23 protein-coding genes and 1 riboswitch are annotated in these 21949 nt (G+C 66.2%); of the genes, 10 read left to right on the plus strand and 13 right to left on the minus strand.

Going from position 1 to position 21949, the window contains the following annotated elements:
• Window positions 1-40 precede the first annotated feature (40 nt).
• From dmpG to C7H84_RS03250, 6 genes are all read right to left on the minus strand, one after another.
• Window positions 41-1069 carry a 4-hydroxy-2-oxovalerate aldolase gene (gene dmpG / locus C7H84_RS03225; RefSeq protein WP_121857382.1) on the minus strand — a complete coding sequence of 343 codons (1029 nt, stop codon included), beginning with the start codon at window positions 1067-1069 and terminating at the stop codon, window positions 41-43.
• Between the two features lie 16 nt (window positions 1070-1085).
• Complete coding sequence (locus tag C7H84_RS03230; protein WP_121857383.1) at window positions 1086-1985, minus strand: acetaldehyde dehydrogenase (acetylating); 900 nt, start codon at window positions 1983-1985, stop codon at window positions 1086-1088.
• A 13-nt stretch (window positions 1986-1998) separates the two neighbouring features.
• The gene (gene dmpE, locus C7H84_RS03235) at window positions 1999-2781 is read right to left on the minus strand and encodes a 2-oxopent-4-enoate hydratase (protein WP_121857384.1); all 783 of its coding nucleotides are present in this window, start codon (window positions 2779-2781) and stop codon (window positions 1999-2001) included.
• Between the two features lie 115 nt (window positions 2782-2896).
• On the minus strand, window positions 2897-4279 hold the full coding sequence (locus C7H84_RS03240) for a DUF1329 domain-containing protein (RefSeq protein WP_121857385.1): 1383 nt from the start codon (window positions 4277-4279) through the stop codon (window positions 2897-2899).
• A gap of 41 nt (window positions 4280-4320) precedes the next feature.
• Window positions 4321-5886 (minus strand): DUF1302 family protein, encoded by a 1566-nt coding sequence (locus C7H84_RS03245; RefSeq protein ID WP_121857386.1) that lies wholly within the window; start codon window positions 5884-5886, stop codon window positions 4321-4323.
• A gap of 150 nt (window positions 5887-6036) precedes the next feature.
• Window positions 6037-6816 carry an SDR family oxidoreductase gene (locus tag C7H84_RS03250; protein ID WP_121857387.1) on the minus strand — a complete coding sequence of 260 codons (780 nt, stop codon included), beginning with the start codon at window positions 6814-6816 and terminating at the stop codon, window positions 6037-6039.
• Window positions 6817-6954: 138 nt separating this feature from the next.
• Here C7H84_RS03250 and C7H84_RS03255 point away from each other — a divergent pair, with 138 nt between their 5' ends.
• From C7H84_RS03255 to C7H84_RS03285, 6 genes are all read left to right on the plus strand, one after another.
• Complete coding sequence (locus C7H84_RS03255; protein WP_121857388.1) at window positions 6955-7791, plus strand: alpha/beta fold hydrolase; 837 nt, start codon at window positions 6955-6957, stop codon at window positions 7789-7791.
• A 63-nt stretch (window positions 7792-7854) separates the two neighbouring features.
• Window positions 7855-8643 (plus strand): glucose 1-dehydrogenase, encoded by a 789-nt coding sequence (locus C7H84_RS03260; protein WP_121857389.1) that lies wholly within the window; start codon window positions 7855-7857, stop codon window positions 8641-8643.
• A gap of 38 nt (window positions 8644-8681) precedes the next feature.
• Window positions 8682-9431: an electron transfer flavoprotein subunit beta/FixA family protein gene (locus tag C7H84_RS03265; protein WP_121857390.1), complete on the plus strand. Its 750-nt coding sequence runs from the start codon at window positions 8682-8684 to the stop codon at window positions 9429-9431.
• Window positions 9432-9447: 16 nt separating this feature from the next.
• Window positions 9448-10392 carry an FAD-binding protein gene (locus C7H84_RS03270; RefSeq protein WP_121857391.1) on the plus strand — a complete coding sequence of 315 codons (945 nt, stop codon included), beginning with the start codon at window positions 9448-9450 and terminating at the stop codon, window positions 10390-10392.
• A gap of 3 nt (window positions 10393-10395) precedes the next feature.
• On the plus strand, window positions 10396-10926 hold the full coding sequence (locus tag C7H84_RS03275) for a transferase hexapeptide repeat family protein (protein WP_121857392.1): 531 nt from the start codon (window positions 10396-10398) through the stop codon (window positions 10924-10926).
• 562 nt (window positions 10927-11488) lie between these two features.
• The gene (locus tag C7H84_RS03285; protein WP_121857394.1) at window positions 11489-11737 is read left to right on the plus strand and encodes a hypothetical protein; all 249 of its coding nucleotides are present in this window, start codon (window positions 11489-11491) and stop codon (window positions 11735-11737) included.
• 24 nt (window positions 11738-11761) lie between these two features.
• Here the strand turns inward: C7H84_RS03285 and C7H84_RS03290 are convergent, their stop codons facing one another.
• Window positions 11762-12925: an MFS transporter gene (locus C7H84_RS03290; RefSeq protein ID WP_121857895.1), complete on the minus strand. Its 1164-nt coding sequence runs from the start codon at window positions 12923-12925 to the stop codon at window positions 11762-11764.
• A 342-nt stretch (window positions 12926-13267) separates the two neighbouring features.
• Here C7H84_RS03290 and C7H84_RS03295 point away from each other — a divergent pair, with 342 nt between their 5' ends.
• The 3 genes from C7H84_RS03295 to C7H84_RS03305 are packed head-to-tail and all read left to right on the plus strand — an operon-like array spanning window position 13268 to window position 15091.
• Window positions 13268-13912, plus strand: coding sequence for a DUF1326 domain-containing protein (locus C7H84_RS03295; RefSeq protein ID WP_121857395.1), 645 nt, complete (start codon window positions 13268-13270; stop codon window positions 13910-13912).
• Window positions 13909-14700 carry a DUF2182 domain-containing protein gene (locus C7H84_RS03300; RefSeq protein WP_121857396.1) on the plus strand — a complete coding sequence of 264 codons (792 nt, stop codon included), beginning with the start codon at window positions 13909-13911 and terminating at the stop codon, window positions 14698-14700. The genes C7H84_RS03295 and C7H84_RS03300 overlap by 4 nt, the downstream gene beginning before the upstream one ends.
• Window positions 14701-14737: 37 nt before the next feature.
• Window positions 14738-15091 (plus strand): copper-binding protein, encoded by a 354-nt coding sequence (locus C7H84_RS03305; protein ID WP_121857397.1) that lies wholly within the window; start codon window positions 14738-14740, stop codon window positions 15089-15091.
• Between the two features lie 149 nt (window positions 15092-15240).
• Here C7H84_RS03305 and C7H84_RS03310 read toward each other — a convergent pair whose 3' ends face one another.
• From C7H84_RS03310 to C7H84_RS03320, 3 genes are all read right to left on the minus strand, one after another.
• On the minus strand, window positions 15241-16398 hold the full coding sequence (locus tag C7H84_RS03310; RefSeq protein ID WP_240461951.1) for a DUF6396 domain-containing protein: 1158 nt from the start codon (window positions 16396-16398) through the stop codon (window positions 15241-15243).
• Window positions 16399-16471: 73 nt separating this feature from the next.
• Window positions 16472-16882 carry a VOC family protein gene (locus C7H84_RS03315; protein WP_121857398.1) on the minus strand — a complete coding sequence of 137 codons (411 nt, stop codon included), beginning with the start codon at window positions 16880-16882 and terminating at the stop codon, window positions 16472-16474.
• A gap of 63 nt (window positions 16883-16945) precedes the next feature.
• Entirely contained in the window at window positions 16946-17407 is a 462-nt protein-coding gene (locus C7H84_RS03320) for an Lrp/AsnC family transcriptional regulator (RefSeq protein WP_121857399.1), read from the minus strand.
• Window positions 17408-17522: 115 nt separating this feature from the next.
• Between C7H84_RS03320 and C7H84_RS03325 the strand changes: the two genes are divergently transcribed.
• Window positions 17523-18161 carry a LysE family transporter gene (locus C7H84_RS03325; protein WP_121857400.1) on the plus strand — a complete coding sequence of 213 codons (639 nt, stop codon included), beginning with the start codon at window positions 17523-17525 and terminating at the stop codon, window positions 18159-18161.
• Window positions 18162-18289: 128 nt separating this feature from the next.
• Here C7H84_RS03325 and C7H84_RS03330 read toward each other — a convergent pair whose 3' ends face one another.
• From C7H84_RS03330 to C7H84_RS03335, 3 genes are all read right to left on the minus strand, one after another.
• Window positions 18290-20218, minus strand: a complete 1929-nt coding sequence (locus C7H84_RS03330; RefSeq protein ID WP_121857401.1) for a TonB-dependent receptor — start codon at window positions 20216-20218, stop codon at window positions 18290-18292.
• A gap of 85 nt (window positions 20219-20303) precedes the next feature.
• Window positions 20304-20462, minus strand: coding sequence for a hypothetical protein (locus C7H84_RS36175; protein ID WP_162999192.1), 159 nt, complete (start codon window positions 20460-20462; stop codon window positions 20304-20306).
• A gap of 91 nt (window positions 20463-20553) precedes the next feature.
• A riboswitch (cobalamin riboswitch) is annotated at window positions 20554-20746 on the minus strand.
• A gap of 114 nt (window positions 20747-20860) precedes the next feature.
• The gene (locus tag C7H84_RS03335) at window positions 20861-21904 is read right to left on the minus strand and encodes an AraC family transcriptional regulator (protein ID WP_121857402.1); all 1044 of its coding nucleotides are present in this window, start codon (window positions 21902-21904) and stop codon (window positions 20861-20863) included.
• Window positions 21905-21949 lie beyond the last annotated feature (45 nt).

Raw genomic sequence — 21949 nt, forward strand, 5'->3', positions numbered from 1 at the left:
GTTGCACCGCTCATCCAAGACGCGCCGACGGCGACGGTGATCAGCAGTGCGCCCGCGCCCGAGCCATCGTCAGCGCCGCATCCTCGATCATGTCCTCCTGCCCGCCGACGAGCCGCTGCCGGCCCAGTTCGACGAGGATGTCGCGCGCCGGAATCCCGTACTTCGCTTCCGCGCGCTTCGCGAACAGCAGGAACGACGAGTAGACGCCCGCATAGCCGAGCGTCAGCGCGTCGCGATCGAGGCGGATCGGCGCGTCCATGATCGGCACGACGAGATCCTCGGCCACGTCGGAAATCGCGAACACGTCCACGCCGGTCTCGATGCCCATTCGGTCGCACACCGCGACGAACACCTCCATCGGCGTATTGCCCGCGCCCGCGCCGAGGCCGGCGGCGGCCGCGTCGATCCGGTTCGCGCCGGCGGCGACGGCCGCGACCGAGTTCGCGACGCCCATCGCGAGGTTGTGGTGGCCGTGGAAGCCGAGCTCCGTCTCCGGCTTCAGCGCGGCGCGCACCTGAGCGATCCGCGCGGTCACGTCGTCAGGCAGCATATGGCCGGCCGAATCGGTGATGTAGATGCAGTTCGCGCCGTACGACTCCATCAGCTTCGCCTGCACGACGAGCTGCTCGGGCGACGACATGTGCGCCATCATCAGGAACCCGACCGTATCGAGCCCGAGCGTGCGCGCGAGGCCGATATGCTGTTCCGACACGTCGGCTTCGGTGCAGTGCGTCGCGACGCGGATCGTGCCGACGCCGAGTTCATGCGCCATGCGCAGATGCTCGACGGTGCCGATGCCGGGCAGCAGCAGCGCGGACACCTTCGCGTGCTTCAGTTCCGGGATCACGGCGCTCAGGTACGCCTCGTCCGTATGCGCGGGGAAACCGTAGTTGACCGAAGCGCCGCCGAGCCCGTCGCCGTGCGTGACCTCGATCAGCGGCACGCCGGCCGCATCGAGCCCGCGCGCGATGTCGCGCATCTGGTCGAGCGTGATCTGGTGACGCTTCGGGTGCATGCCGTCGCGCAACGACATGTCGTGGACGGTGATCTTCTTGCCTGCAAGTGACATCGTGTGACTCCTCGACTCAAGCGGTGGCGGCCGTCGCGGCCAGCATCTGTTCGGCGAAACGCTCGGCCGTGGCGGCCGCGGCGGCGGTCATGATGTCGAGGTTGCCTGCGTATTTCGGCAGGTAGTCGCCGAGCCCTTCGACCTCCATGAACACCGACACGCGGTTGCCGTCGAACACCGGGCCGTTCTTCAGCGTGTAGCCGGGCACGTAGCGCTGCACTTCCTTGACCATCGCATGCACCGACGCCGTGATCGCGTCGACGTCGGGCGGGCCGTCGGTCAGGCAGTGGATCGTGTCGCGCATGATCAGCGGCGGCTCGGCCGGGTTGATCACGATGATCGCCTTGCCCTTGCGCGCGCCGCCGACTTGCTCGATCGCACCGGACGTCGTGCGCGTGAATTCGTCGATGTTCTTGCGCGTGCCGGGGCCGACCGAGCGTGACGATACCGTCGCGACGATCTCGCCGTATGCAACCGGCTGCACGCGCGACACCGCATACACCATCGGGATCGTCGCCTGGCCGCCGCAGGTCACCATGTTCACGTTCATCTGCGCGCTGCCGAGGTGCGCGTCGAGGTTCACCGGCGGCACGCAGTACGGCCCGATCGCGGCCGGCGTCAGGTCGATCATCTTCACGCCGAGCGCGGTGAGCTTGTCGGAGTTGTCGCGATGCACGTAGGCCGACGTCGCGTCGAACGCGATGCGGATGTCGTCGTCGGCAACGTGCGGCAGCAGCCCGTCGACACCCTTGTCGGTGGTCTTCAGGCCGAATTCGCGCGCGCGCGCGAGGCCGTCGGACGCCGGATCGACGCCGACCATCCACACGGGTTCGAGCACCGGCGAGCGGCGCAGCTTGTACAACAGGTCGGTGCCGATGTTGCCCGGCCCGATCAGTGCGCATTTGATTTTCTTCATCAGCGTGGTTCCTTTAGATAAAGCGGACGTCGCAACTGCCGATGCCGGAGATGTGCATCGACAGCGCGTCGCCGGCCGTGACCGGAATCAGTTTCGCGAGCGACCCCGACAGCACGATCTCGCCGGCGAGCAGCGGCACGTCGTATTCGGCGAGCGTGTTCGCGAGCCATGCGACGGCGTCGGCGGGGTGGCCGAGCGCCGCATCGCCGCGGCCTTGGGCGACGGGTTCGCCGTTCTTCTCGATCGTCATCTCGCACGCGGCGAGATCGAGCGTGCGCGGATCGATGCGCGCGTCACCCAGCACGTAGACGCCGCACGACGCGTTGTCGGCGACGGTGTCCTCGATGCGGATCGCCCAGTCGCGAATGCGCGAATCGACGATCTCGAAGCAGGGCGCGACGGCGGCCGTCGCGGCGATCACGTCGGTGCGGTCGATGCCGGGGCCGCGCAGGTCGCGCGACAGGATGAACGCGATCTCGCCTTCGGCGCGCGGCGCGATCAGCGACTCGGAGGCGATCGCCTCGCCGGCCGCATAGTGCATGCCGGACAGCAGGATGCCGAAGTCGGGCTGGCGCACGTTCAGCATGTCCTGCACGGCCTGGCTCGTCACGCCGATCTTCTTGCCGACCACCGACTCGCCTCGCTCGATGCGGCGTTCGATGAAGCGTTGCTGGATCCGGTACGCATCGTCGACGGACAGCCGGCGCGGCCGCCCCGACAGCGGCGCGATCGGCGCGCGGGAGTGCCACGCGGCGTACAGCTCGTCGCCGAGTGTCGCGTGCAAGCGGTTGGACATGGTAGGGCCCTCGAATGGAACAGGCCGCCGTCTCGGGGCGGTGCGGCGTCGTGCACCGGAGCGACGCTCCGGCGCACGGGTCGCGGCTTTCCGCTTCGGTCGGCCGTCTGGAAAGTTAGTTACCCGAACTGCGGATCGCATCCGGCGAGAAATACGCTTCGCTGAACTGCGGGCTGCTGTCGAGCTTCGGCATCGGCCCTTCGTTGGTCAGGCGGTCGGCCATGTACGCGCCGGAGATCAAATCGTGGAAGAACACGACTCCCGGGTAGAACGTCTTCGCGTCATACGCGTACAGCGTCGTCGCGACGTTGGTGCGCCACAGCTGGCCGCGCGCATCGTAGTTGTCGGCGAGCAGCGTCATCCACGAATCCTCGTCGATGTACAGCACGCGCTTCGCGTACTGATGGCGATAGCCGCTCTTCAGCGTCGCCTGCAGCACCCACACGCGATGCAGCTCGTAGCGGATGTACGACGGGTTTTCATGACCCTTGGTCAGCAGGTCCGCATACTTGACCGAGCTGTCCATCGCCTTGTAGTTGTCGTACGGCACGTACACTTCGCGCTTGCCGACGATCTTCCAGTCGTAGCGGTCGCCGGGGCCGTTGTACAGGCGGTCGTCGTCGACGGTGCGGAAGCCGCCCGGGCCCTGCGGCTGGTCATAGCCGTATTCCGGCGCCTGGCGCACGCGCCGCGTGCCGGGGTTGTACATCCACGTGCGCGACGAGTTGTCCGCGCCGGCCTTGTCCCAGTTCGTGAAGCCGACGATCAGCGAGCCGCGTTCCGACAGCGGCAGCTCCGTCGCGTTGCGATAGAACGTGCGGTTGTTCAGGTCGCTCTTCACGTCGTACTTGCCGACGTTGCGCGGCGAGTAGATGTCGTAGCGCACCTTGCCCCACGCGATGTTGCCGTCGGAGTACACGACCGCCTGGTCGTAGGTCGCCTGCTCGGTGCCGATCGCCGACGAGAAGCGCTGGTTCCACAGCAGCTCGGCGGCCGTCTTCGGAATCGGGTAGGGCACCTGCGGCGGCGCGTTGGTCAGCCCGTTCGCGTCGGACGTCATCGTCGAATCGGGTGCGTACGTGCGGATGTCCTTGTAGACCGAATCCGCGTAGCGGAAGTCGCGATGGGTCGGGTAGACGTTGATCTTGAACGTGGCCGGGTAGCGCTTGAACATCGCTTTCTGGCCGTCGGTCAGGTGCTCCGCATACTGCGCCATGTTCTCGGCGGTGATCGTCGCGACCGGCTTCTCGTTCGCGAACGGATCGGGGTAGCGTCCGCCGCGCTTGTACTGCACGTCGGGCGGCGTGCCGAGCCACTTGCCCGACCACTCCGGCACGGCGTTGTCCTTGCTCGCGGCACGCACCGCGCCCATCGGCGTGAGCGGGCCGTCGAGCGCCTTCAGGTCGTCCGGCGTGACCTTCGCGAACGACGCCGTCGCGACGAGCGCGCACGCGGCCATCACCGACGCGCGCGGGAGGGGGAGACGAGTTCGTTTCATGACAAATCCTCTTCTTGCTGAGTGACGAGCGGCTGGGCCGCTCAGAAGTGGTAGGTCGCCGTGGCGAGCACGTAGTCGCGATCCGACAGCGGACGCGTGACCGGGTTGGGCGAACCGAGGAACTTGGCGTAGACGAGCGACAGCTGCAGGTTGCTCAGGCGCGTGAACGTCACGCCGGCCGTCACGCGGTGATCGCCCTGGCCCGTCAGCGAGCCGAGCGCGCCCGCGAGCGGCGACGTGCCGGTCAGGTCGTGCGTGTAGGTCAGCGGCACGTCGAGATCCCAGCCGTTGAACACGTTCTTGTAGCTGAGCGTCCACGCGATCTCCATCGCGAGCGCGTTGCGCGAGTTGGCGAGCGTCGTCGAGCCGTCGAGCTCGGAGATGCTGCCCGCATGCACGTACGTCAGTTCCCCGATCAGCGACTGCGAGTTCGCGAGGAAGCTCGGCCCGATCGAGTAGATGCCCGACAGGTTGGTCTGCAGCACGTTCGCGCGCGTCGATTGCGGGCCGGTCGGCGTGTTGACGAGCACGGCCGCGCCCTGGCGGTACGACACTTCGCCCGCGACGTTCACCGGGCCGACCTGCGTCGAGAAGCTCGCGCCGGTCAGCTTGATGTTGCTGAAATACTTTTGCTGGTACTGGAGCGTCGGAAAGAACGTCGTGACGACGCTCGGGTTCATGTCGTTGTAGTGCAGGTGGTACAGGCCGATCTCGGTGTCCCCCAGCACGCGCAAGCGTGCGCCGACGCCCCACTGGTTGCGGGCGCTCGGCTTGTCGTCGGCGCCGCGCGGAATGATCATCCCGCCCGGGCCGACGATGAACTGCGCGCCCGGGCCGACCACGTCCGAATAGCTCCAGTACGTGCCGGGCGCGGTCAGGCGGTTCTGCTGGAACGAGAATTGGTAGTAGCCGAGCAGGCTGAAGTTCGGCGTGATCTGCCATTGCGTCGAGATCTGCGGCACCGGCAGCAGGATGTCCTTCACCTGAGCGCCGGCGACATAGGACTTGGTGGCATCGGCCGGGCCTTGCGCGCCCGCGATGTTCGGGAAGAACAGGCTTTCGCCCCAGGCGACCACCTGGTCGCCGACCTTCACGTTCAGGCTCGTCGCGCCGAGCTTGAAGGTGTTGTAGGCATAGGCGGCGAGCAGCGTCGTGTGGCCGCCCGACCAGTAGCGTGCGTCGCTCGTGAAATTGTTGTACTGGCCCGACTGGTTCACGGTGCCCGGCGCGTCGTTGTAGTTCGGGCGGTGATAGGCCTGATCGTAGAACGTGCTCGCGCGGACGAACACGCCCCAGTCGTCGTGCTTCAGGTTCACTTCGCCGAGCAGGCTGACCTGGTTCTCGATCAGCTTGTTCTTCGCGAAGTTGCGATCGCCGTCGTCGCCGTTGATGTTCGCGGGCGTCAGCAGATTGCCGCTCGGCGCACGCGTGCGCATGCCGAGCCCGTAACTGAGCGTGAACGTGTAGTCCAGCGTCGTGTCGGCGCCAAGCTCGATCGTGCTGCCGGCGTGCGCGTTCGGAACGGCGCACGTCAGCAGCGCGGCGGCCAGCGTCGACAGCGTGGCGGTGGCCCGCTTGTCGGTACGGCGCGAAATCCGTTGATGCATGGTGTCTCCTCTGGGGTATCGACGACGGTCGACTGTGGTTGTCGTGAGAGGCAGAGTAGGGAGATCGCGGTAGCAGGGAATCGTCAAAATGAACTAGATGACTTCCCTAGGACTGGAAACTATCGATCGACGCAGCACGTGCCACGTATGTCATCGCGCGTCCACCTGTGCCGCCGACAGGAACGCCGGTCGTTCGCCACCGCCGTCGAGCCGCAGGTTCGCGCCGGACGTGTACGACGCATCGGGCGACGCGAGGAACAGGCACGCCGACGCGACGTCGTCGGGCGTCGCGAGCCGGCCGGCAGGAATCGTCGCGCGGATCGCGTCGAGCGCGGCATCGTCGCCGTAGTGGCCGTCGGTGGCGGATTCCGTCTGCACGAGGCTCGGGCTGATCGCGCACACGCGCACGCGCGGCGCCCACTCGACGGCCAGCGACGTGACTGCGTTGACGAGGCCCGCCTTCGCGGCCCCATACGCGGCGGTGCCGGGCGACGGCCGCGATGCGCTGACGCTCGCGATGAACAGCATCACACCGCCGTGCGGCTGCGGCTGCATGATCGCGTTCACGCGCTGCGCGAGTTGCAGCGGCGCGATCAGGTTCAGCCGCACGATCGATTCGGTGAAGCGCGGCGACGCGTCGGCCGCGAGCACGAACGGCGAGCCGCCCGCGTTGTTGACGAGCACGTCCAGCACACCCGTCGCCGCGCGGATCGTCGCGAGCATCGCGTCGACCTGCTCGACGTCGCGCAGGTCGGCCGCGATGAAGGTGGCCGTGCGGCCGCCGGCCGAAGGCGGCGTGTCGGGCGCGCTGCGCCCGCACACGAACACGCGCGCGCCCGCCGCGAGAAACCGCTCGGCGATGCGCCGCCCGATGCCCTTGGTGCCGCCCGTCACGAGCACCGTCTTGCCGCTGTAGTCGAATCCGTTCATCGTCTGCCTCCGTTTCGGTGGCCCGATGATAGAAACAAGCGCGCGCGGCTTCGTAGTCTGAAAGGATGATGCCGGCCGGCGCCGGCGGCGCAATCATCGTGGCAGGCATCCAGCGACCGACGAAGGAGACAACCCGCGATGACGACCCCCACGACGCCGCCGGCCGGCATCTTCACCGACGTACCGGGCGGCCTGCGCCTGCATCATTTCGAGGCGGGCGAAGGCCGGCCGGTGGTGTTCATCCACGGCAGCGGCCCGGGCGCCAGCGGTTTCAGCAACTTCAAGCACAACTACCCGGCGTTCGCCGCTGCAGGCCATCGCGCGATCGTCGTCGACCTGCCGGGCTACGGGCAATCGTCGAAGCCGTCCGACGTCGCCTACACGCTCGATTTCTTCGTCGGCGCGCTGCACGGGCAGTTGTCCGCGCTCGGCATCGGGCCGGCCGTGCTGCTCGGCAACTCGCTCGGCGGCGCGATCGCGCTGAAATACGCGCTCGATTACCCCGACGAAGTCGGCGGGCTGATCATGATGGCGCCGGGCGGCGTCGAGGATCGCGATACCTATTTCCGGATGGAAGGCATCCAGCGGATGGTGAAGCTGTTCACCAATCGCCAGATGAATGACGACACCATGCGCGAGCTGCTGACGCTGCTGGTGCATGATTCTTCGATCGTCACCGACGCGCTCGTCGCCGAGCGGATGAAGGTGTGCGTCGAGCAGCCGACTGAAGTGCTGTCGACGATGAGCGTGCCGAACCTCACGGGCGCGCTCGGCGACCTGCGCTGCCCGGTGCTCGGCTTCTGGGGCACGGACGACCGCTTCAATCCGGTCGGCGGCGCGCTGACGTTCCTCGAACGCTGCCGCGACGCGCGCTTCGTGCTGCTGAACCGCTGCGGCCACTGGGTGATGGTGGAGCACGCGGCGTATTTCAATCGGGAATGCCTCGATTTCCTCGCCGCGCCGGATGCGCGATAACGCTGGATGTTCTTGATGGCCGGCCGCGTTCGCGGCCGGTCCGCCTGATTACATGGAGACGTGATGAAACTCATCGAAGACCTGTTCGACCTGCGCGGCAAGGTGGCCGCGATCACCGGCGGCGCGCGCGGCATCGGCGCGGAAACGGCCCGCACGCTGGCCGCGGCCGGCGCGAGCGTCGCGATCCTCGACGTGCTGTCGCAACCGGCGCAAGCGCTCGTCGAAGAGATTCGCACGCAGGGCGGCCAGGCCGCGTTCTGGTCGCTCGATGTCACGCACGAGGACGACGTCGCGCGCGTGTTCGCCGAGATCGTCGCGCGCTTCGGGCGGCTCGACGTGCTTGTGAACAACGCGGGCATCGAAGGGCACAACGTGCCGACGCACGAGCTCACGCTCGCGCAGTGGCAGCGCGTGCAGGACGTGAACGTCAACGGCGTGTTCCTGTGCACGCGCGCCGCGATTCCGCACATCGAAGCGGCCGGCGGCGGCTCGATCGTGAACCTGTCGTCGATGTACGGGATCGTCGGCGGCCCGGACGTGCCCGCGTATCACGCGTCGAAGGCGGCGGTGCGGATGATGGCGAAGGTCGACGCGATGCTGTATGCGACGAAGAACATTCGCGCGAACTCGGTGCATCCGGGCTATATCCGCACGCCGATGCTCGAGGACGCGTTCCGCCAGATGGGCCAGGATCCGGACCGCGTGTTCGAATACATGCAGGCGAACGTGCCGATGGCGAAAATCGGCAGCCCGCGCGACATCGCCGCGGGCATCCTGTATCTCGTGTCGCCGGCCGGACGCTACGTGACGGGCGCGGAGCTCGTGATCGACGGCGGATACACCGCGCGTTGACGCGTGGCGACGGTCGTAACGAAACAGGAGACAGGCAGTTGAAAGTGCTCGTGGCAGTGAAGCGCGTGGTCGACGCGAACGTGAAGGTCGGCGTGAAGTCCGACCGCACCGGCGTCGACATCGCGAACGTGAAGATGTCGATGAACCCGTTCGACGAAATCGCGGTGGAAGAGGCCGTGCGGCTGAAGGAAGCGGGCGTCGTGACGGAGGTGGTGGCCGTGTCGGTCGGCGTTGCGCAGGCGCAGGAAACGCTGCGCACGGCGCTCGCGATCGGCGCGGATCGCGCGATCCTCGTCGAAACGAACGACGCTGTCGAGCCGCTCGGTGTCGCGAAGGTGCTGAAAGCGCTGTTCGACAACGAGCAGCCGCAGCTCGTGATCCTCGGCAAGCAGGCGATCGACGACGACTCGAACCAGACGGGGCAGATGCTGGCTGCGCTGGCTGGCCTGCCGCAAGCGACGTTCGCGTCGAAGGTGATGGTAGCCGATGGCCGCGTGACGGTCGCCCGTGAAGTCGACGGCGGCGCGGAAACGCTGTCGCTTCAACTGCCCGCAGTTGTGACGACCGACCTGCGCTTGAACGAGCCGCGCTACGTGACGCTGCCGAACATCATGAAAGCGAAGAAGAAGCCGCTGGAAACCGTCAGGCCCGCTGAACTCGGCGTGGACGTGGCACCGCGCCTGAAGGTGCTCAAGGTGAACGAGCCGCCGAAGCGCGCAGCCGGCGTGAAGGTGCCGGACGTGAAGACGCTGGTCGAGAAGCTGAAGACCGAAGCCAAGGTGCTCTAACAGGGAGCTGACGGACATGACGATTCTGGTAATTGCAGAACACGACAACGCGTCGATCAAGGCCGCGACGCTGAATGCGGCGGCGGCGGCGGCCGAAGTCGGCAAATTCGTCGGCGGTGACATCCACGTGCTGGTCGCAGGGCACAACGCGCAGCGCGCGGCCGATGCGGCAGCGAAGATCGCAGGTGTTTCGAAGGTGCTGCTGGCCGACGCGCCGCAGCTTGCCGACGGTCTCGCCGAAAACGTCGAGGCGACCGTGTTGGCCCTCGCGTCGAACTACTCGCACATCCTCGCGCCGGCCACGGCGTACGGAAAGAACGTTGCACCGCGTATCGCCGCGAAGCTGGACGTCGCGCAGATTTCGGAGATCACGGCGGTGGTATCGGCCGATACGTTCGAGCGGCCGATCTACGCAGGCAACGCGATCGCGACGGTGCAGTCGAGCGATCCGATCAAGGTGGTCACGGTGCGTGCAACGGGTTTCGATCCGGTTGCAGCGGAAGGCGGTAGCGCATCGGTCGACAAGATCGATGCCGCGGCGGACGCGGGTGTCTCGCGGTTCATCAGCCGCGAGGTGACGAAACTCGATCGCCCCGAACTCACCAGCGCCAACATCATCGTGTCGGGCGGCCGCGGTCTGGGCAGCGGCGAGAACTACACGAAGGTGCTGGAGCCGCTGGCCGACAAGCTGTCGGCAGCACTGGGCGCGTCACGCGCTGCAGTGGACGCAGGCTACGTGCCGAACGACTACCAGGTCGGCCAGACCGGCAAGATCGTCGCGCCGCAGCTGTACATCGCGGTGGGCATCTCGGGTGCGATCCAGCATCTGGCCGGCATGAAGGATTCGAAGGTGATCGTCGCGATCAACAAGGATCCGGAAGCGCCGATCTTCAGCGTGGCCGACTACGGTGTGGTCGGCGACCTGTTCACGCTCGTGCCCGAAGCGGCCGCGGCGCTCTGAGCGATGCCGCTGTTCGAATTCAACGGCATGCGCCCGCGCGTCGACCCGTCCGCGTACGTGCATCCGAGCGCGGTCGTGATCGGCGATGTGACGATCGGCGCGGGCTGCTATATCGGCCCGCATGCGAGCTTGCGCGGTGACTTCGGTGCGATCGTCGTCGAACAGGGCAGCAACGTGCAGGACGGCTGCGTGCTGCATGTCGGGATTGGAGAAACGTGCAGGCTCGGCGTGAACAGCCACGTCGGACACGGCGCGATCGTGCATGGCGCGACGCTCGAACCGGACACGATGATCGGGATGAATGCGGTCGTGATGGACGGCGCGACGATCGGCGCGACTACCATCGTCGCCGCGTGCGCGTTCGTGAAGGCCGGCTACGACGTGCCGCGCGGCGTGCTGCTCGCGGGCGTGCCGGGGCGCGTGGTGAGGCGCCTGAGCGACGCGGAGATCGCCGCGAAGGCGAACGGCACGCGGATCTATCAGCAGCTCGCGGTCGATTGCCTGAAGACGCTGAGGCTGATCGACGACGCGTAAGCGGCACGCGTCATCGGTCAGTCGATGGAGGCATGCAGGCGAGGAAGCCGTCGTTCGTCGGCGTGAATGCCGCAAACCCGCGCGCGACGAGCGCTGAACGAAGCCGGGCCGAAAGCGCGACGCCATGTACGTCGAGCGCCGTGTAACCGTGACGATGCGCAGGCCTGCCGTGATGATCGTCTATTCCATCGAGGATTCGTTCGCACACGCTTTCCCGGTCGTCGCCGCTGCGATCGAACTTCGTGACGCTGCGGTCATCGCCGGACGTGCGCTCGGTGCGTGCTTGGCGCCAAATCCGCTCGACGACCGCATCGTTCGCATCGCTCGCCACGACCCAGGTGTGCCGAACGCCGGCGGCGACGTCGCGAATCCGCTCGCCGTATTCAGGGTCGACAATCAGCGCGATGGTGTGAGGGGTGGTCATGGCTGTTTCTCCGGGTTTATGCGGATGGCGATTCGCGGGTGCGCATGCCGGCGATGCCGTTCGCGCGGGATCGATTGCCTGATGCGGCGTCGTTGTCTTAAGATCGGCGTCAGATCAGCCTACCGCCTCAGGCGCCGAATGAAACCGACTACACGCCTGCGCGTCGCCATCATCGCTTCGGCTTTTGCCGTCTATCACGTATTCATGCACATCCAGTGGGTCGCCAGCGGTTGCATCGAATTCCTCGGTGGCCGGCATTGCAGTTTCGAAAACAGCGCGAATTTCGAAGGGATGATGGACGTGGACCTGCTGCTGACCTGCGCGTGGGTCGCCGGCGCGATGATGGCATGGTTCTCCGTCGCCCGCGCGCCAAAAAAGGCCGGCTGACCGCGCAGACGTCGCGCGGCACGCTCACTGCGTGCGCGCCGGCGCCGGCCGGTCGTGCAGGATCGCGAGCGACAGCGCCGCGAGCCCGCAACTGGCGATCAACATCAGCAACGCGCCCTTGCCGGCGTGCACCATCACCCAGCCGCCGACCGACGGAAAGCCGAACGTGCCGATGAAATACGACGCGACGAACCAGGTCAGCACGCCGTGCTGTTGCGTATCCGCGCAATTGTTCAGCGCTTGTGCCTGGATGACCGGGTACATGAGCCCGTAGCCGGCGCCGAGCAGCACGGCAGCGATCGACTGGAACGACACGTTCACGGACGCGCCGAACATCGCGAGCGCGCCGAGCAGCATCATCACGAGCAGACCCTTCGTCGCGGTTTCGGGGCGCGCCATCCGGACCCATCGCCCGAGCAGCCAGCGCGCGCTGACCACCGTCACCGTGTAAAGACTGAAGAATGTGCCGGCACGCGCTTGCGTGCCTTGCACGAACGACATCTGGAACGTCATCAACCCGGAAAACACGCAGGTGCCGAGCGCAATCATCGCGATCGGCACAGCCGCGCGCGTGCGCGAGATGGCGGGGAGCTCGCGTACCCAGCGGCCGCCGGCGGGGGCGGCGGGCGGCCGCGGATACTGGCGGCCGAACGCTTCCAGCATCAGCGACGCGAGCACGCACAGCGCGCCGACCGCGTAAAGCGTGTCGTCGATCGACCAGTGGAGCAGCCGCATCGCATACGCGGCAAACGCGGGGGATGCGCCGATCCCGGTCATCTGAAAGGTCGCCGACCGGAAGAACCACACGTTGCGCGCGGCGCCGCTGATGCGCTCGGCGAGCGACATCGGCGCAGCCAGGTGAAACGCGCCCCAGCCGAAGCCGACGAGGAAGCCCGACGGCAAGTCGGCGGACGGCGCGCGCCCGACAAGGGCGAAACCGGCGATGCCGGCGCCGATGCACAGCGACGACAGCGCGGCGATGCGCGCGGCGCCGATCTGCTGCGAGAACCAGCCGACCACCGACAGGCCGACGAAGGTACCGGCCGTCGCCGCGGCCAGTGCCGCACTGGTATCGAGATCGCTGCCGCCGATCATGCGAAACCGCATCGACAGCAGGAAGGTCGCACCGTAGCCGCCCGCGGTGAGCAGGGTGCCGACGAGAAAGAGCAACGCACTTTGAACGCGCATGACGGCCATCCGGGGCGGCGGCGATGTTCCGGAGTCTTCGATTGCGTGACAGTATGTACCAGGACCGATGCGGGATGCCCGCATTTGACGTGACGCGCCAGTCACTGCGACCTCTCGCTCGCCGGGTCTGAATGCGATCGATCGACCGCTCCGTTTCCTGCCGTTCGACTCGCATCGATACGGCTGCGCGACGACGCCAGCCATTCGTCGGTGCACGGCCGTTGCATGCGACGCGGGCGAGGTCGTGGTGCATGCCGACGCGCATCCCGCGTACTTTGCTTTCCCCTGTACGGTGCACTAGATTCCAAGCGTTACGTGTCACCGACCGCGCGAGGTGAAGCCATGACGCCGTGGGAGATTCAGGGAACCGAGCTGATGAACTGCAATTGTTCATACGGTTGTCCCTGCCAGTTCAATTCACTGCCGACGCATGGCAGTTGCGAAGCGATGGGTGCGATTTCGATCGACAGCGGCCACTACGGCGACGTGGTGCTCGACGGCGTGCGGATCGCGGTCGTGTTCCAGTGGCCTGGGCCGATTCACGAAGGGCATGGACGGTGCCAGCCGATCGTCGACGAGCGCGCGAGCCCCGCGCAGTGCGAGGCCGTGCTGAAGATCATGACCGGTCAGGATACCGATCCATTCGCGACGATGTTCGCCGTGTTCGCATCGACGCTCGAACAGGCCTACGAACCCATCTTCGCGAAGATCGAGTTCGACGTCGATGTCGACGCGCGGCGCGGCCGGATCAGCGTCGATGGCGTGTTCGACGTCGTCGGCGAACCGATCGTCAATCCGGTGTCAGGCGCAGAACATCGCGTGCGGATCGACCTGCCGCACGGCTTCGAATACGAGCTCGCCGAGATCGGTTCCGGCACCGGCCGTTCGCGTGGGCACATCGAGCTGAACCTCGAGCGGACCTATGCGCAGTTCGCACGGCTGCATCTGAACAATCACGGGCTGATCCGGCATCGCGTCGCCGCATGATCCGGGTCGACGAGTTTCTCGGGCGCGAGCGCGTCGTCACGCTGCTCGGCATGGCCGTGCTCGTCGGCGCGTGCTGGGCCTACCTGTGGGCGGGGGCAGGAACCGGCATGTCGGCGCTGGACATGACGGCGCTCGCGTTGTTCCCGCATCGGCTCGCCGACGACATGGGTGCGATGGACCCGTCGCTGGCCACCGTGATCCTGATGTGGTGGGTGATGATGATCGCGATGATGACGCCGGGTGCGGCACCGCTCGTGCTGCTGTACCGGCGCGTGCTGCGGCATCACGATCCGGACGGTGCGGCCGCGGCATTCACGTCGGCGTGCCTGCTGGCCGGCTATCTGGCTGCCTGGTTCGCGTTCTCGGTCGCCGCCGCCGTTCTGCAGATGCTGCTGCAGCCTGTCGGCCTGATCTCCGGGATGATGCTGTGGTCGAAGAGCGCCGTGCTCTCCGCAATCGTCCTCGCGCTGGCAGGCCTCTATCAGTTCTCGCCGCTTAAGCAGGCGTGTCTGCGGCAATGCCGGTCGCCGGTACGGTTTCTCACGACGTACTGGCGTCCGGGCGTGACGGGCAGTTTCCTGCTCGGCGTGCGTCACGGCGCGTATTGCGTCGGCTGTTGCTGGCTGCTGATGGCGCTGCTGTTCGTCGGCGGCGTGATGAACGTCGTGTGGATCGTCGCGTTGTCGTTGTTCGTGCTGGTCGAGAAGGTGTTGCCCGGCGGCGAGCGGGTCGGCCGCGCGCTGGGTGCCGTGCTGATCGTGTGGGCGGTCGCGACGTTGCTGGTTTGACGCGCGCGTCAGTCATCCTCCCGCGGGGAGTGTCTCCATGAAGATTCGATGCATTGCCGTCGCCGCGTTCGGCGTGATGGCCGTCGCCCTGGCAATGCCGGTGCGCGCGGCCGGAAGCATGTCAGACATGAATATGGGCGGCGACATGAAGATGTCGAAGCCGGATGCCGCGCTGACCGGTGCCGAAGTGAAACGGATCGATGCCGAGCATGGCATGGTGACGCTAAAGCACGGCGCGCTTGAGAACGTCGGGATGGGGGCGATGACGATGGCGTTCAAGGCCGGCGATCCGGCGATGCTCGAGTCGCTGCACGTGGATGACAAGGTCAAGGTCCGGGTTGAACGCGTGAACGGTGTGCTGACGATCGTGAAGCTCCAGAAGCAGAGGTAAGGCCCGTCGCGCGTGATGGCGGGCATGACTCGCCGATGCCAAACGTTTAGGTCCGCATGCGGCACATCGTGCCCGGGAACGATCGCAGGCACTGTGCGGGAGGCGAGGGATTGCGCGTCCGGCGAGTATTCCGGGGAACGGTGACTTTGTCACGCTCTGTGGTGCCCTTCATTCGACCGTATCGCCTTGGTGTCCGCCACGGCATACCCGTCCGGAATGAATTCCCGGCCTTGTAGCGCCGCACTCTTTTGCGGGTTCGGGGGCGGTGTCACGGCCTTTGCGCCGTCGATCAGCGTCTGTGCTTTACCATCCCATTTCGGCAACGGGGCGGGTGGCAGGGGGAGTACCTTGTCAAGATTCGGCAGCTTCAAGCGACCCTGATAGAACTCGAGCGCATCCCCTAGCTTGCTGTAGCGTTCAGCACGTGCTTTGTCGATATGCCCGACCAGGTTGGTTCCATCAGTAAGGTCCATCCCATCGAACTCAGTAAACAGCTTATTGGCACATTCAGCGGAGCCTAGCTTGACCCCCTGATGAAGAACATGAAGCGCGCGCAGCTTCGCTTCAGCGGTTTGCGGTCTGGTGTAGACGTGTCCTAACTCTTTCGCAGCAGATCCATATCCTTGTGCGAAGGCACATTCCAGCATTTGTGTCGCGATGGGCAAATTCCCCCAAAATTCACCACCCGGATCGTCGTATGCAGCATCCGTCTTTGTTCCGATGAATGTTTGTGCGGACGGGCTGCCCATATCAGCCGCACGCTGGAAGAATGCATAGGCACTGGTGGCATCGCCACCCTTAACCAGCCCATTCTGATGGTAGATTCCCATCATGTCGTAGGCGTCAGGCACACCCAGTTTCATCGCTTTTTCTACCCAGCGAATAGCGGTTTCGGGATCGTGGGTTGGTACGCCGTGACGATCGCTCAATATCAGCGAGGCGATATTGAGCATGGCCTTCCAGTGATTGCGCTCGGCGGCCTGCGAGTAGAGTTGGTAAATCTTCGCGTAATCGCGCTTCTCGTAGTCAATGTTCGGGTTATCAAGCGCAAGTGCCTGCTGAAACCACAATTCAGCCTGGGGATCGACAGGCGGGACGTGCTGGTCCTGATACACGCACGCGAAGGATTTACGATGCGGGCTGAATAACGGCAGTTTTTCGTAACGTGGCAGATCAGACATGGACGCATTCAGCTTGCTGGTCTGAGCTGTAAAAGGGCTGGCTGGCGAACTGGTGGCCAGCCAGCAAAGGCTGGCGAATAGAAGTCGCAGAACGAGGGTGATCAGTTTCGCGTTGGATCGATTCATCTTAGGCAATGGCCGAAGTGTCTGGCGGCGATGGAACGGTTACTTGAGCGTGCATTGATCGATGTGCCGTACGCTAATTCCGTTCGTCGCCGCAATTTCTGTCGCTTTCAGCGAAATTCAACTCGACACCATTCCCGGCCGGATCGGTAAAAAAGATCTGAAGCTGCCGCGTGAGCGGCACGTAGGTGCGCGAGTACCGGACCTGCGCTTCGGCCAGGCGCCGTTCCATTTCCGAGGCGTTCTCGCATGCAAACGCCATATGGTCGAACGTATTGACGACGTGCGACGGCCGCACCTCGCCCGGCCGCGCTTCCGACAGGTGGAGAATCGCTCGCGCCCCCGCGTACAGCCAATAGCCGGCACTCTGGAACGGCGGCCGATAGCCGGGTGCGAGTCCGACGACGTTCACGTAGAAATCGCGCAGCGTCTCGAGCGTCGCCCGATCCGCGCGCAGGTTGTAATGATCAAGTCCGATAACCGACATGGCAGATTGTCCCCTTCGTGCAAGGTGCGCAGTGCACAGCATCGCGCAGCGCGGCGCATTCCGTCACCCCCGCATGCCCTTGGTCTCCGCAGCCGGGCGCGCCAGCCCGCGCGCCGGCAGCGGCGTCGACATCACGATCGACGTACGCGTTTCGCCATACAGGTTGATGCGTTCGATCAGCTGCTCGAGGTGCGCCATGCTCACGGCGACGAACCGCATCACGTAGGAATCCGCGCCGGTCACGTGGTGGCACTCGACCACTTCGGGAATCGATTCCAACAGCTTCAGGAACTTCGCCTTGGCCGGCTGCGGCACCGTGATGCCGATCAGCGCGCTTACCGGATAGCCGGCCGCGGCCGGATTGACGCGTGCCGTATAACCGTCGATCACACCGGCCGATTCGAGGCGCTTCACGCGCTCCGTCACCGCCGGCACCGACAGGTGAACCTGGCGCGCCAGTTCCGTGTAGCTGATGCGGCCGCTGGCCTGCAGCAGCGCGATTACCTTCCAGTCGAGTTCATCCATCGCGGCGGAGTTTTTAAGGTGAAGCGCCCATTTTTCCTTAAAAACCGCCTTCAGCGGTGATCGGACTTTCCCTACGATGACAGTTCAAGTCATTGCGTGTCGCGAGGAGCCCGCCATGCTGTTCATCAAGTCGGTGGTGATGGGATTGTCGATCGCGGTGCCGGTCGGCCCGATCGGCATGCTGTGCATCCAGCGCAGCCTGAGCCGCGGTTTTCATGCGGGCTTTGCCACCGGCATCGGGGCCGCATGCGCCGATGCGCTTTATGGCCTGCTGGGTGCGCTGGGCGTCGCCGGCATCGTCACCGCGTTTCCGATGCTGACCGTCGCGCTGAAAATCGGCGGTGGCGCGTTCCTCGTGTGGCTGGCCTGGTCCATCGCGCGGCAGGCACCTGCGGGGGCGGCGCTGCAAGGCGACGTGGCGCGCACGACCGTGTTGCGCGATTTCCTGACGACGTTCGGCCTCACGCTGTCCAACCCGATGACGATCCTGTCGTTCGTCGGGATTTTCGCTGCGCTCGGGCCGCTGGCCGGCCCGCAGGAAGGTGCGATGGGGACGACCGTGGCGCTGATGGTAGCCGGCGTATTCGTCGGTTCCGCGACGTGGTGGCTGTGCCTGAGCGGCGCGACCGCCGCATTGCGCACGAAGATGTCGCCGACGTTCATGCACGGGCTGTCGCGCGTGTCGGCCGTCGTGATCGCCGTGTTCGGCGCGATCCAGCTGGTTGCGGGCGTACGGGGCGTCGTGTGGTCGTGACCCTCATCTTGGCGTGATCGAACGCATTGGTTCGGCGGTGGCGACACTCGACACCGGCCACCACCCCATGCGCATCGACACCCGCGACGAGGTGCAGATAGCGGCCGATGCACCGGCCACCGCCCCGGTCAGAACGTGTAGCTGACCTTGCCGAACGCGGTGCGGCCGAGCGTGTTGTACCCGTACGCGGTCATGTATTGCCGGTCGAACAGGTTCGACAGCGTCGCCGACACCGTCAGGTGCGAGTTGATCTTGTACGACGCACGCAGGTTCACGGTCAGGTACGACGGCAGGTAGGTGGCGTTGGCCGGGTCATCGAACGTCGTGCCGCCGTAGTTCAGCGACGCGCCCGTGCTCAGCGCGTGCAGGCGGAATTCGTCCCACGTGTGGTCGATGCTCGCGCTGACGGTCTGACGCGGCCGGCGGCTCAGCCAGCTGTCGTTGGTTTCGTCCTGCGGGTTCAGGAACCCGATCGCGACGCTCACCGGGGTATAGCGGCCGATCGTGCCCTTGTACGACAGGTCGATCCCGCGAATATGCGCGCGGCCGATATTGATCGGCGAGAAGGTCGCGGGGTTGTACGCGATCAGGTTGCTGACGCGCGTGTCGTAGATCGCGGCGCTGAACGTGCCGTACGCGGTGTTCGCGTCGAGCGCGGCCTCGACCGAATCGCTGCGTTCGGGGTTGAGGTTCGGATTGCCGTAGCCGGGGTAGTACAGGTCGTTGAACGACGGCAGGCGGAACGCATTGCCGTACGACACGCGCGCCGTATAGACCGGCGTGATCGCCCACGCGAGCGCCGCGTTACCGGTGTTCACGGCTTTCCCCGCGATGATCTCGTGCCGGCCCGCGACGAACATCGTCACGCTGCCGAGCGTCGCCGACTGATGCAGCGAGAACGCGGAATCGTTGCGCGTCGGCACACCGTCCGGCGCGTCCACCGGCAGGAACGCCTGCTCGCGCGTGAAGTCGTACGCGATCTTCGTCTCGCCCGACAGCGGCAGGCCGAACAGGTGAAAGCCGTGCTGCTGGTGCGTCAGCGACGTCGACGACGTGATGCGTTGCGAATTGATCTGGTCGGTCGAAACGGTCGGGTCGCTCGCATACAGGAACTGCCGGTCGTTCGCATAACCGAACGACTGGTCGAACTGCATGTCGGGCGTGATGTCGAGATGGAACGCGACGCCGGTCGTCAGCTGATGATCGAGTTCGCGGTTCGAGAAGCCGGCGTTGTCGAACGACAGGTCGGAACGGTGATACAGCGCGAACGTCGAGATCGACCAGTTGTCGCGCGCATAGCCGAGGCGCGCATCGAGATCCTGCGCGTGATATGGATTGCGGCCGTCCTCGTGGTACGGCAACACGGGCCGCGTCGCATCGATGCCGGCCGTGTTGTAGTCGTGCAGCCCGAGGGCGTACGTGATGCCGCCGAGCGCGGCGAGCGGGCCGGTCGACGGCACGGTGCCCGACGTGCGCAGCTGCGTGTCGAAGGTCTTGTTCGAGCCGCCGCCGAACGACACGGTGGTCTGGTTCGGCTGGTTGGCCGCGCGGCGCGTGAACAATTGCACGACGCCGCCCATCGCATTCGCGCCGAACGACGCGGCAGCCGGCCCCGAAATCACCTCGACGCGTTCGAACGCTTCGGTCGGCAGGTCGGCCCACGGTGCGATGCCGGTGGTCGGCGAGCCGATCCGGATCCCGTCGATGAACACCGCGACCTGGCTGGCCGACGAGCCGCGAATGCTGACCGACGCGGACGAGCCCGGGCCGCCGGTTTGCGACACGGTCACGCCCGGCAGCGTCGCGAGCGCCTGCGTGATGCTGGGGTCGCTCGGCGACAAGCGGTCGAGATCGGCGCGCGTGAGCACCTGCGTCGTCGCATAGCGCTGGTCGAACGACTCGGGCAGGTGGCGCGTGTCGGTCACGGTGATCGTCGGCAGGTCGGTGCTGTCGGCCGATCGGGGCGGCTGCGTGAGCGTCGTGTCACCGGCAGCATGGGCGATCGGGGAGAGCAGCGCCGTGGCGGCGGACGTGGCGAGAAGGTGGCGAAGGTTCATGAGGCAGCGAAGCGTGATCGTGTTGCGGGTACGGCGAGCGTAAGCGGGGCAAGCGGAGGCGATGCGGTCCGCCCGGGTTGTCGGGTTATGAAGAGACCGGGCAGCATGTGCGGTTGTCGCGCGAGTCGACATCACACGTATCGAACATGACGGACGAGACGAGCGACGACACGCCGCGCGTGACGGCGGTGGTGCGACGGCGCGATGCCTCCGGTGTGGAGGCGAGTTCGGCAAGAATGGACATCTGAAGGGTCCTGAGGTCGGGCCGTCCATGCAACGGGGCGACCGCCAAATGCGGTGCCTGGCGCATCGGGACACCCCGCCCGGTGCGGCTGCTTGGACCTCGGGTCGATGGCAGGTCTCCTGGCTCGCGGGTCGTCATTCGCGCCGGCCTTCCCGGTTTCCCAGTGGCGTGCGGTGGCGCGGATTCGCCGCTTACAGTTGCGGGGGCAGCCGCAGATTCGAGGCGTGGCCTCCCTGCGTTCCCTTTTGATCCCGTCTCCGGGAACCATCAGCGCGCAAGCGTAATGGCGAGCGCTCCGGCGCGTCAATCGGCGATGTGCGAAGGGGTGCGAAAAAACGTCAGTCAGTGTCCGGCGAATGCTTTCGAGTTGATTTCGATCCGTGCGTTCGACGCGCATTTCACGTCTGATGAAACGGAGCATCGTCCGCGACGCAATCGCGCCGGAACCGGCTCGGCGCGACGCCCGTCCATCGCACGCATGCACGCCGAAACGCTTCCTCGCCGCCGAACCCCAGATGCGCGGCGATCCGCGTGACCGGCCAGTCCGACTCGTGCAGGCAGCGCCGCGCGACATCGGCGAGACACTGCTCGCGCAACGCGTGATAGCCGCTGCCTTCGGCCGCGAGTCGCCGCCGCAACGTCGCCTCGCTGACGCCGAGCCACGCGGCCAGTTCGGCCAGCGAAGGCAGCGCCTGCTCGCGCGCGAGCGCCGCATCGAGAAAGCCGCGCACCTGCTGCGTCCATGACACGACGGCCGGCGCCGCATCGATCAGACGAAACGGAAAATCGACGAGGAACGCGGCCAGCTCGGCCGGCTGGCGGATCACGCGCGCATCGAGCCGCGCGGCGTCGAACGCGAAGCCGTAGGTCTTGCGCCCGACGTCGACCGGCGCATTGAACAGCCCGAGCAGCGGCATCGCGTCGTCGCGGCGCGGATGGCCGAGCCAGACCTCGTTCGGCCGCAGCGGCTGCCCGATCAGCCAGCCGAACAGTTGCAGATAGCAGAACAACCCCGTCAGGTCGACGAGGCACGCAGCCGGGCTGCGGGTGCGGCGCAGTGAATCCATCCGGAACGTCGCGCGCGCGTCGCGCACGCCAAGCGACAGCACGCCGGCGCGCGGCGTCAGCATCTCGCAGAACTCGGCCGCGCAGCGGATCGCGTCGGCGAGCGTCGCGCAACTGAGCAGGCAGCGGCACATCAGGTCGACTTCCTGCTTGCGCATCGGCGGATGGCCGTTGCCGCGCGCGACCTGCGCTTCGAGCCGCTCGATTGCGTCGCGATACAGCGCGACGAAGTTGCCTGGCGGCGTCCACGCGGCGGCGACCGCGGGCGTCGCGGGCTGTTCCACCGGCGGCGCGCCGCTGCGCGTCAGTTCGTCGAGCAGGCGGGCACCGAGGCCCGGCAGCACGCGGCCGCGTGCGGGCAATGCGCGGTGTGTCATATGTCTCCTGATCTGATCGCCAAGACAGGGGCCGGTGAGCGGCAC

Origin of the sequence: Burkholderia sp. Nafp2/4-1b (assembly GCF_003635165.1) — a bacterium.
GTDB lineage: Bacteria > Pseudomonadota > Gammaproteobacteria > Burkholderiales > Burkholderiaceae > Burkholderia.

Coding starts and splice junctions, on each gene's coding strand:
- dmpG (WP_121857382.1), bottom strand. CDS start 1,069: ATGTCACTTGCAGGCAAGAAGATCACCGTCCACGACATGTCGTTGCGC.
- C7H84_RS03230 (WP_121857383.1), bottom strand. CDS start 1,985: ATGAAGAAAATCAAATGCGCACTGATCGGGCCGGGCAACATCGGCACC.
- dmpE (WP_121857384.1), bottom strand. CDS start 2,781: ATGTCCAACCGCTTGCACGCGACACTCGGCGACGAGCTGTACGCCGCG.
- C7H84_RS03240 (WP_121857385.1), bottom strand. CDS start 4,279: ATGAAACGAACTCGTCTCCCCCTCCCGCGCGCGTCGGTGATGGCCGCG.
- C7H84_RS03245 (WP_121857386.1), bottom strand. CDS start 5,886: ATGCATCAACGGATTTCGCGCCGTACCGACAAGCGGGCCACCGCCACG.
- C7H84_RS03250 (WP_121857387.1), bottom strand. CDS start 6,816: ATGAACGGATTCGACTACAGCGGCAAGACGGTGCTCGTGACGGGCGGC.
- C7H84_RS03255 (WP_121857388.1), top strand. CDS start 6,955: ATGACGACCCCCACGACGCCGCCGGCCGGCATCTTCACCGACGTACCG.
- C7H84_RS03260 (WP_121857389.1), top strand. CDS start 7,855: ATGAAACTCATCGAAGACCTGTTCGACCTGCGCGGCAAGGTGGCCGCG.
- C7H84_RS03270 (WP_121857391.1), top strand. CDS start 9,448: ATGACGATTCTGGTAATTGCAGAACACGACAACGCGTCGATCAAGGCC.
- C7H84_RS03275 (WP_121857392.1), top strand. CDS start 10,396: ATGCCGCTGTTCGAATTCAACGGCATGCGCCCGCGCGTCGACCCGTCC.
- C7H84_RS03285 (WP_121857394.1), top strand. CDS start 11,489: ATGAAACCGACTACACGCCTGCGCGTCGCCATCATCGCTTCGGCTTTT.
- C7H84_RS03290 (WP_121857895.1), bottom strand. CDS start 12,925: ATGCGCGTTCAAAGTGCGTTGCTCTTTCTCGTCGGCACCCTGCTCACC.
- C7H84_RS03295 (WP_121857395.1), top strand. CDS start 13,268: ATGACGCCGTGGGAGATTCAGGGAACCGAGCTGATGAACTGCAATTGT.
- C7H84_RS03300 (WP_121857396.1), top strand. CDS start 13,909: ATGATCCGGGTCGACGAGTTTCTCGGGCGCGAGCGCGTCGTCACGCTG.
- C7H84_RS03305 (WP_121857397.1), top strand. CDS start 14,738: ATGAAGATTCGATGCATTGCCGTCGCCGCGTTCGGCGTGATGGCCGTC.
- C7H84_RS03310 (WP_240461951.1), bottom strand. CDS start 16,398: ATGAATCGATCCAACGCGAAACTGATCACCCTCGTTCTGCGACTTCTA.
- C7H84_RS03315 (WP_121857398.1), bottom strand. CDS start 16,882: ATGTCGGTTATCGGACTTGATCATTACAACCTGCGCGCGGATCGGGCG.
- C7H84_RS03320 (WP_121857399.1), bottom strand. CDS start 17,407: ATGGATGAACTCGACTGGAAGGTAATCGCGCTGCTGCAGGCCAGCGGC.
- C7H84_RS03325 (WP_121857400.1), top strand. CDS start 17,523: ATGCTGTTCATCAAGTCGGTGGTGATGGGATTGTCGATCGCGGTGCCG.
- C7H84_RS03330 (WP_121857401.1), bottom strand. CDS start 20,218: ATGAACCTTCGCCACCTTCTCGCCACGTCCGCCGCCACGGCGCTGCTC.
- C7H84_RS36175 (WP_162999192.1), bottom strand. CDS start 20,462: ATGTCCATTCTTGCCGAACTCGCCTCCACACCGGAGGCATCGCGCCGT.
- C7H84_RS03335 (WP_121857402.1), bottom strand. CDS start 21,904: ATGACACACCGCGCATTGCCCGCACGCGGCCGCGTGCTGCCGGGCCTC.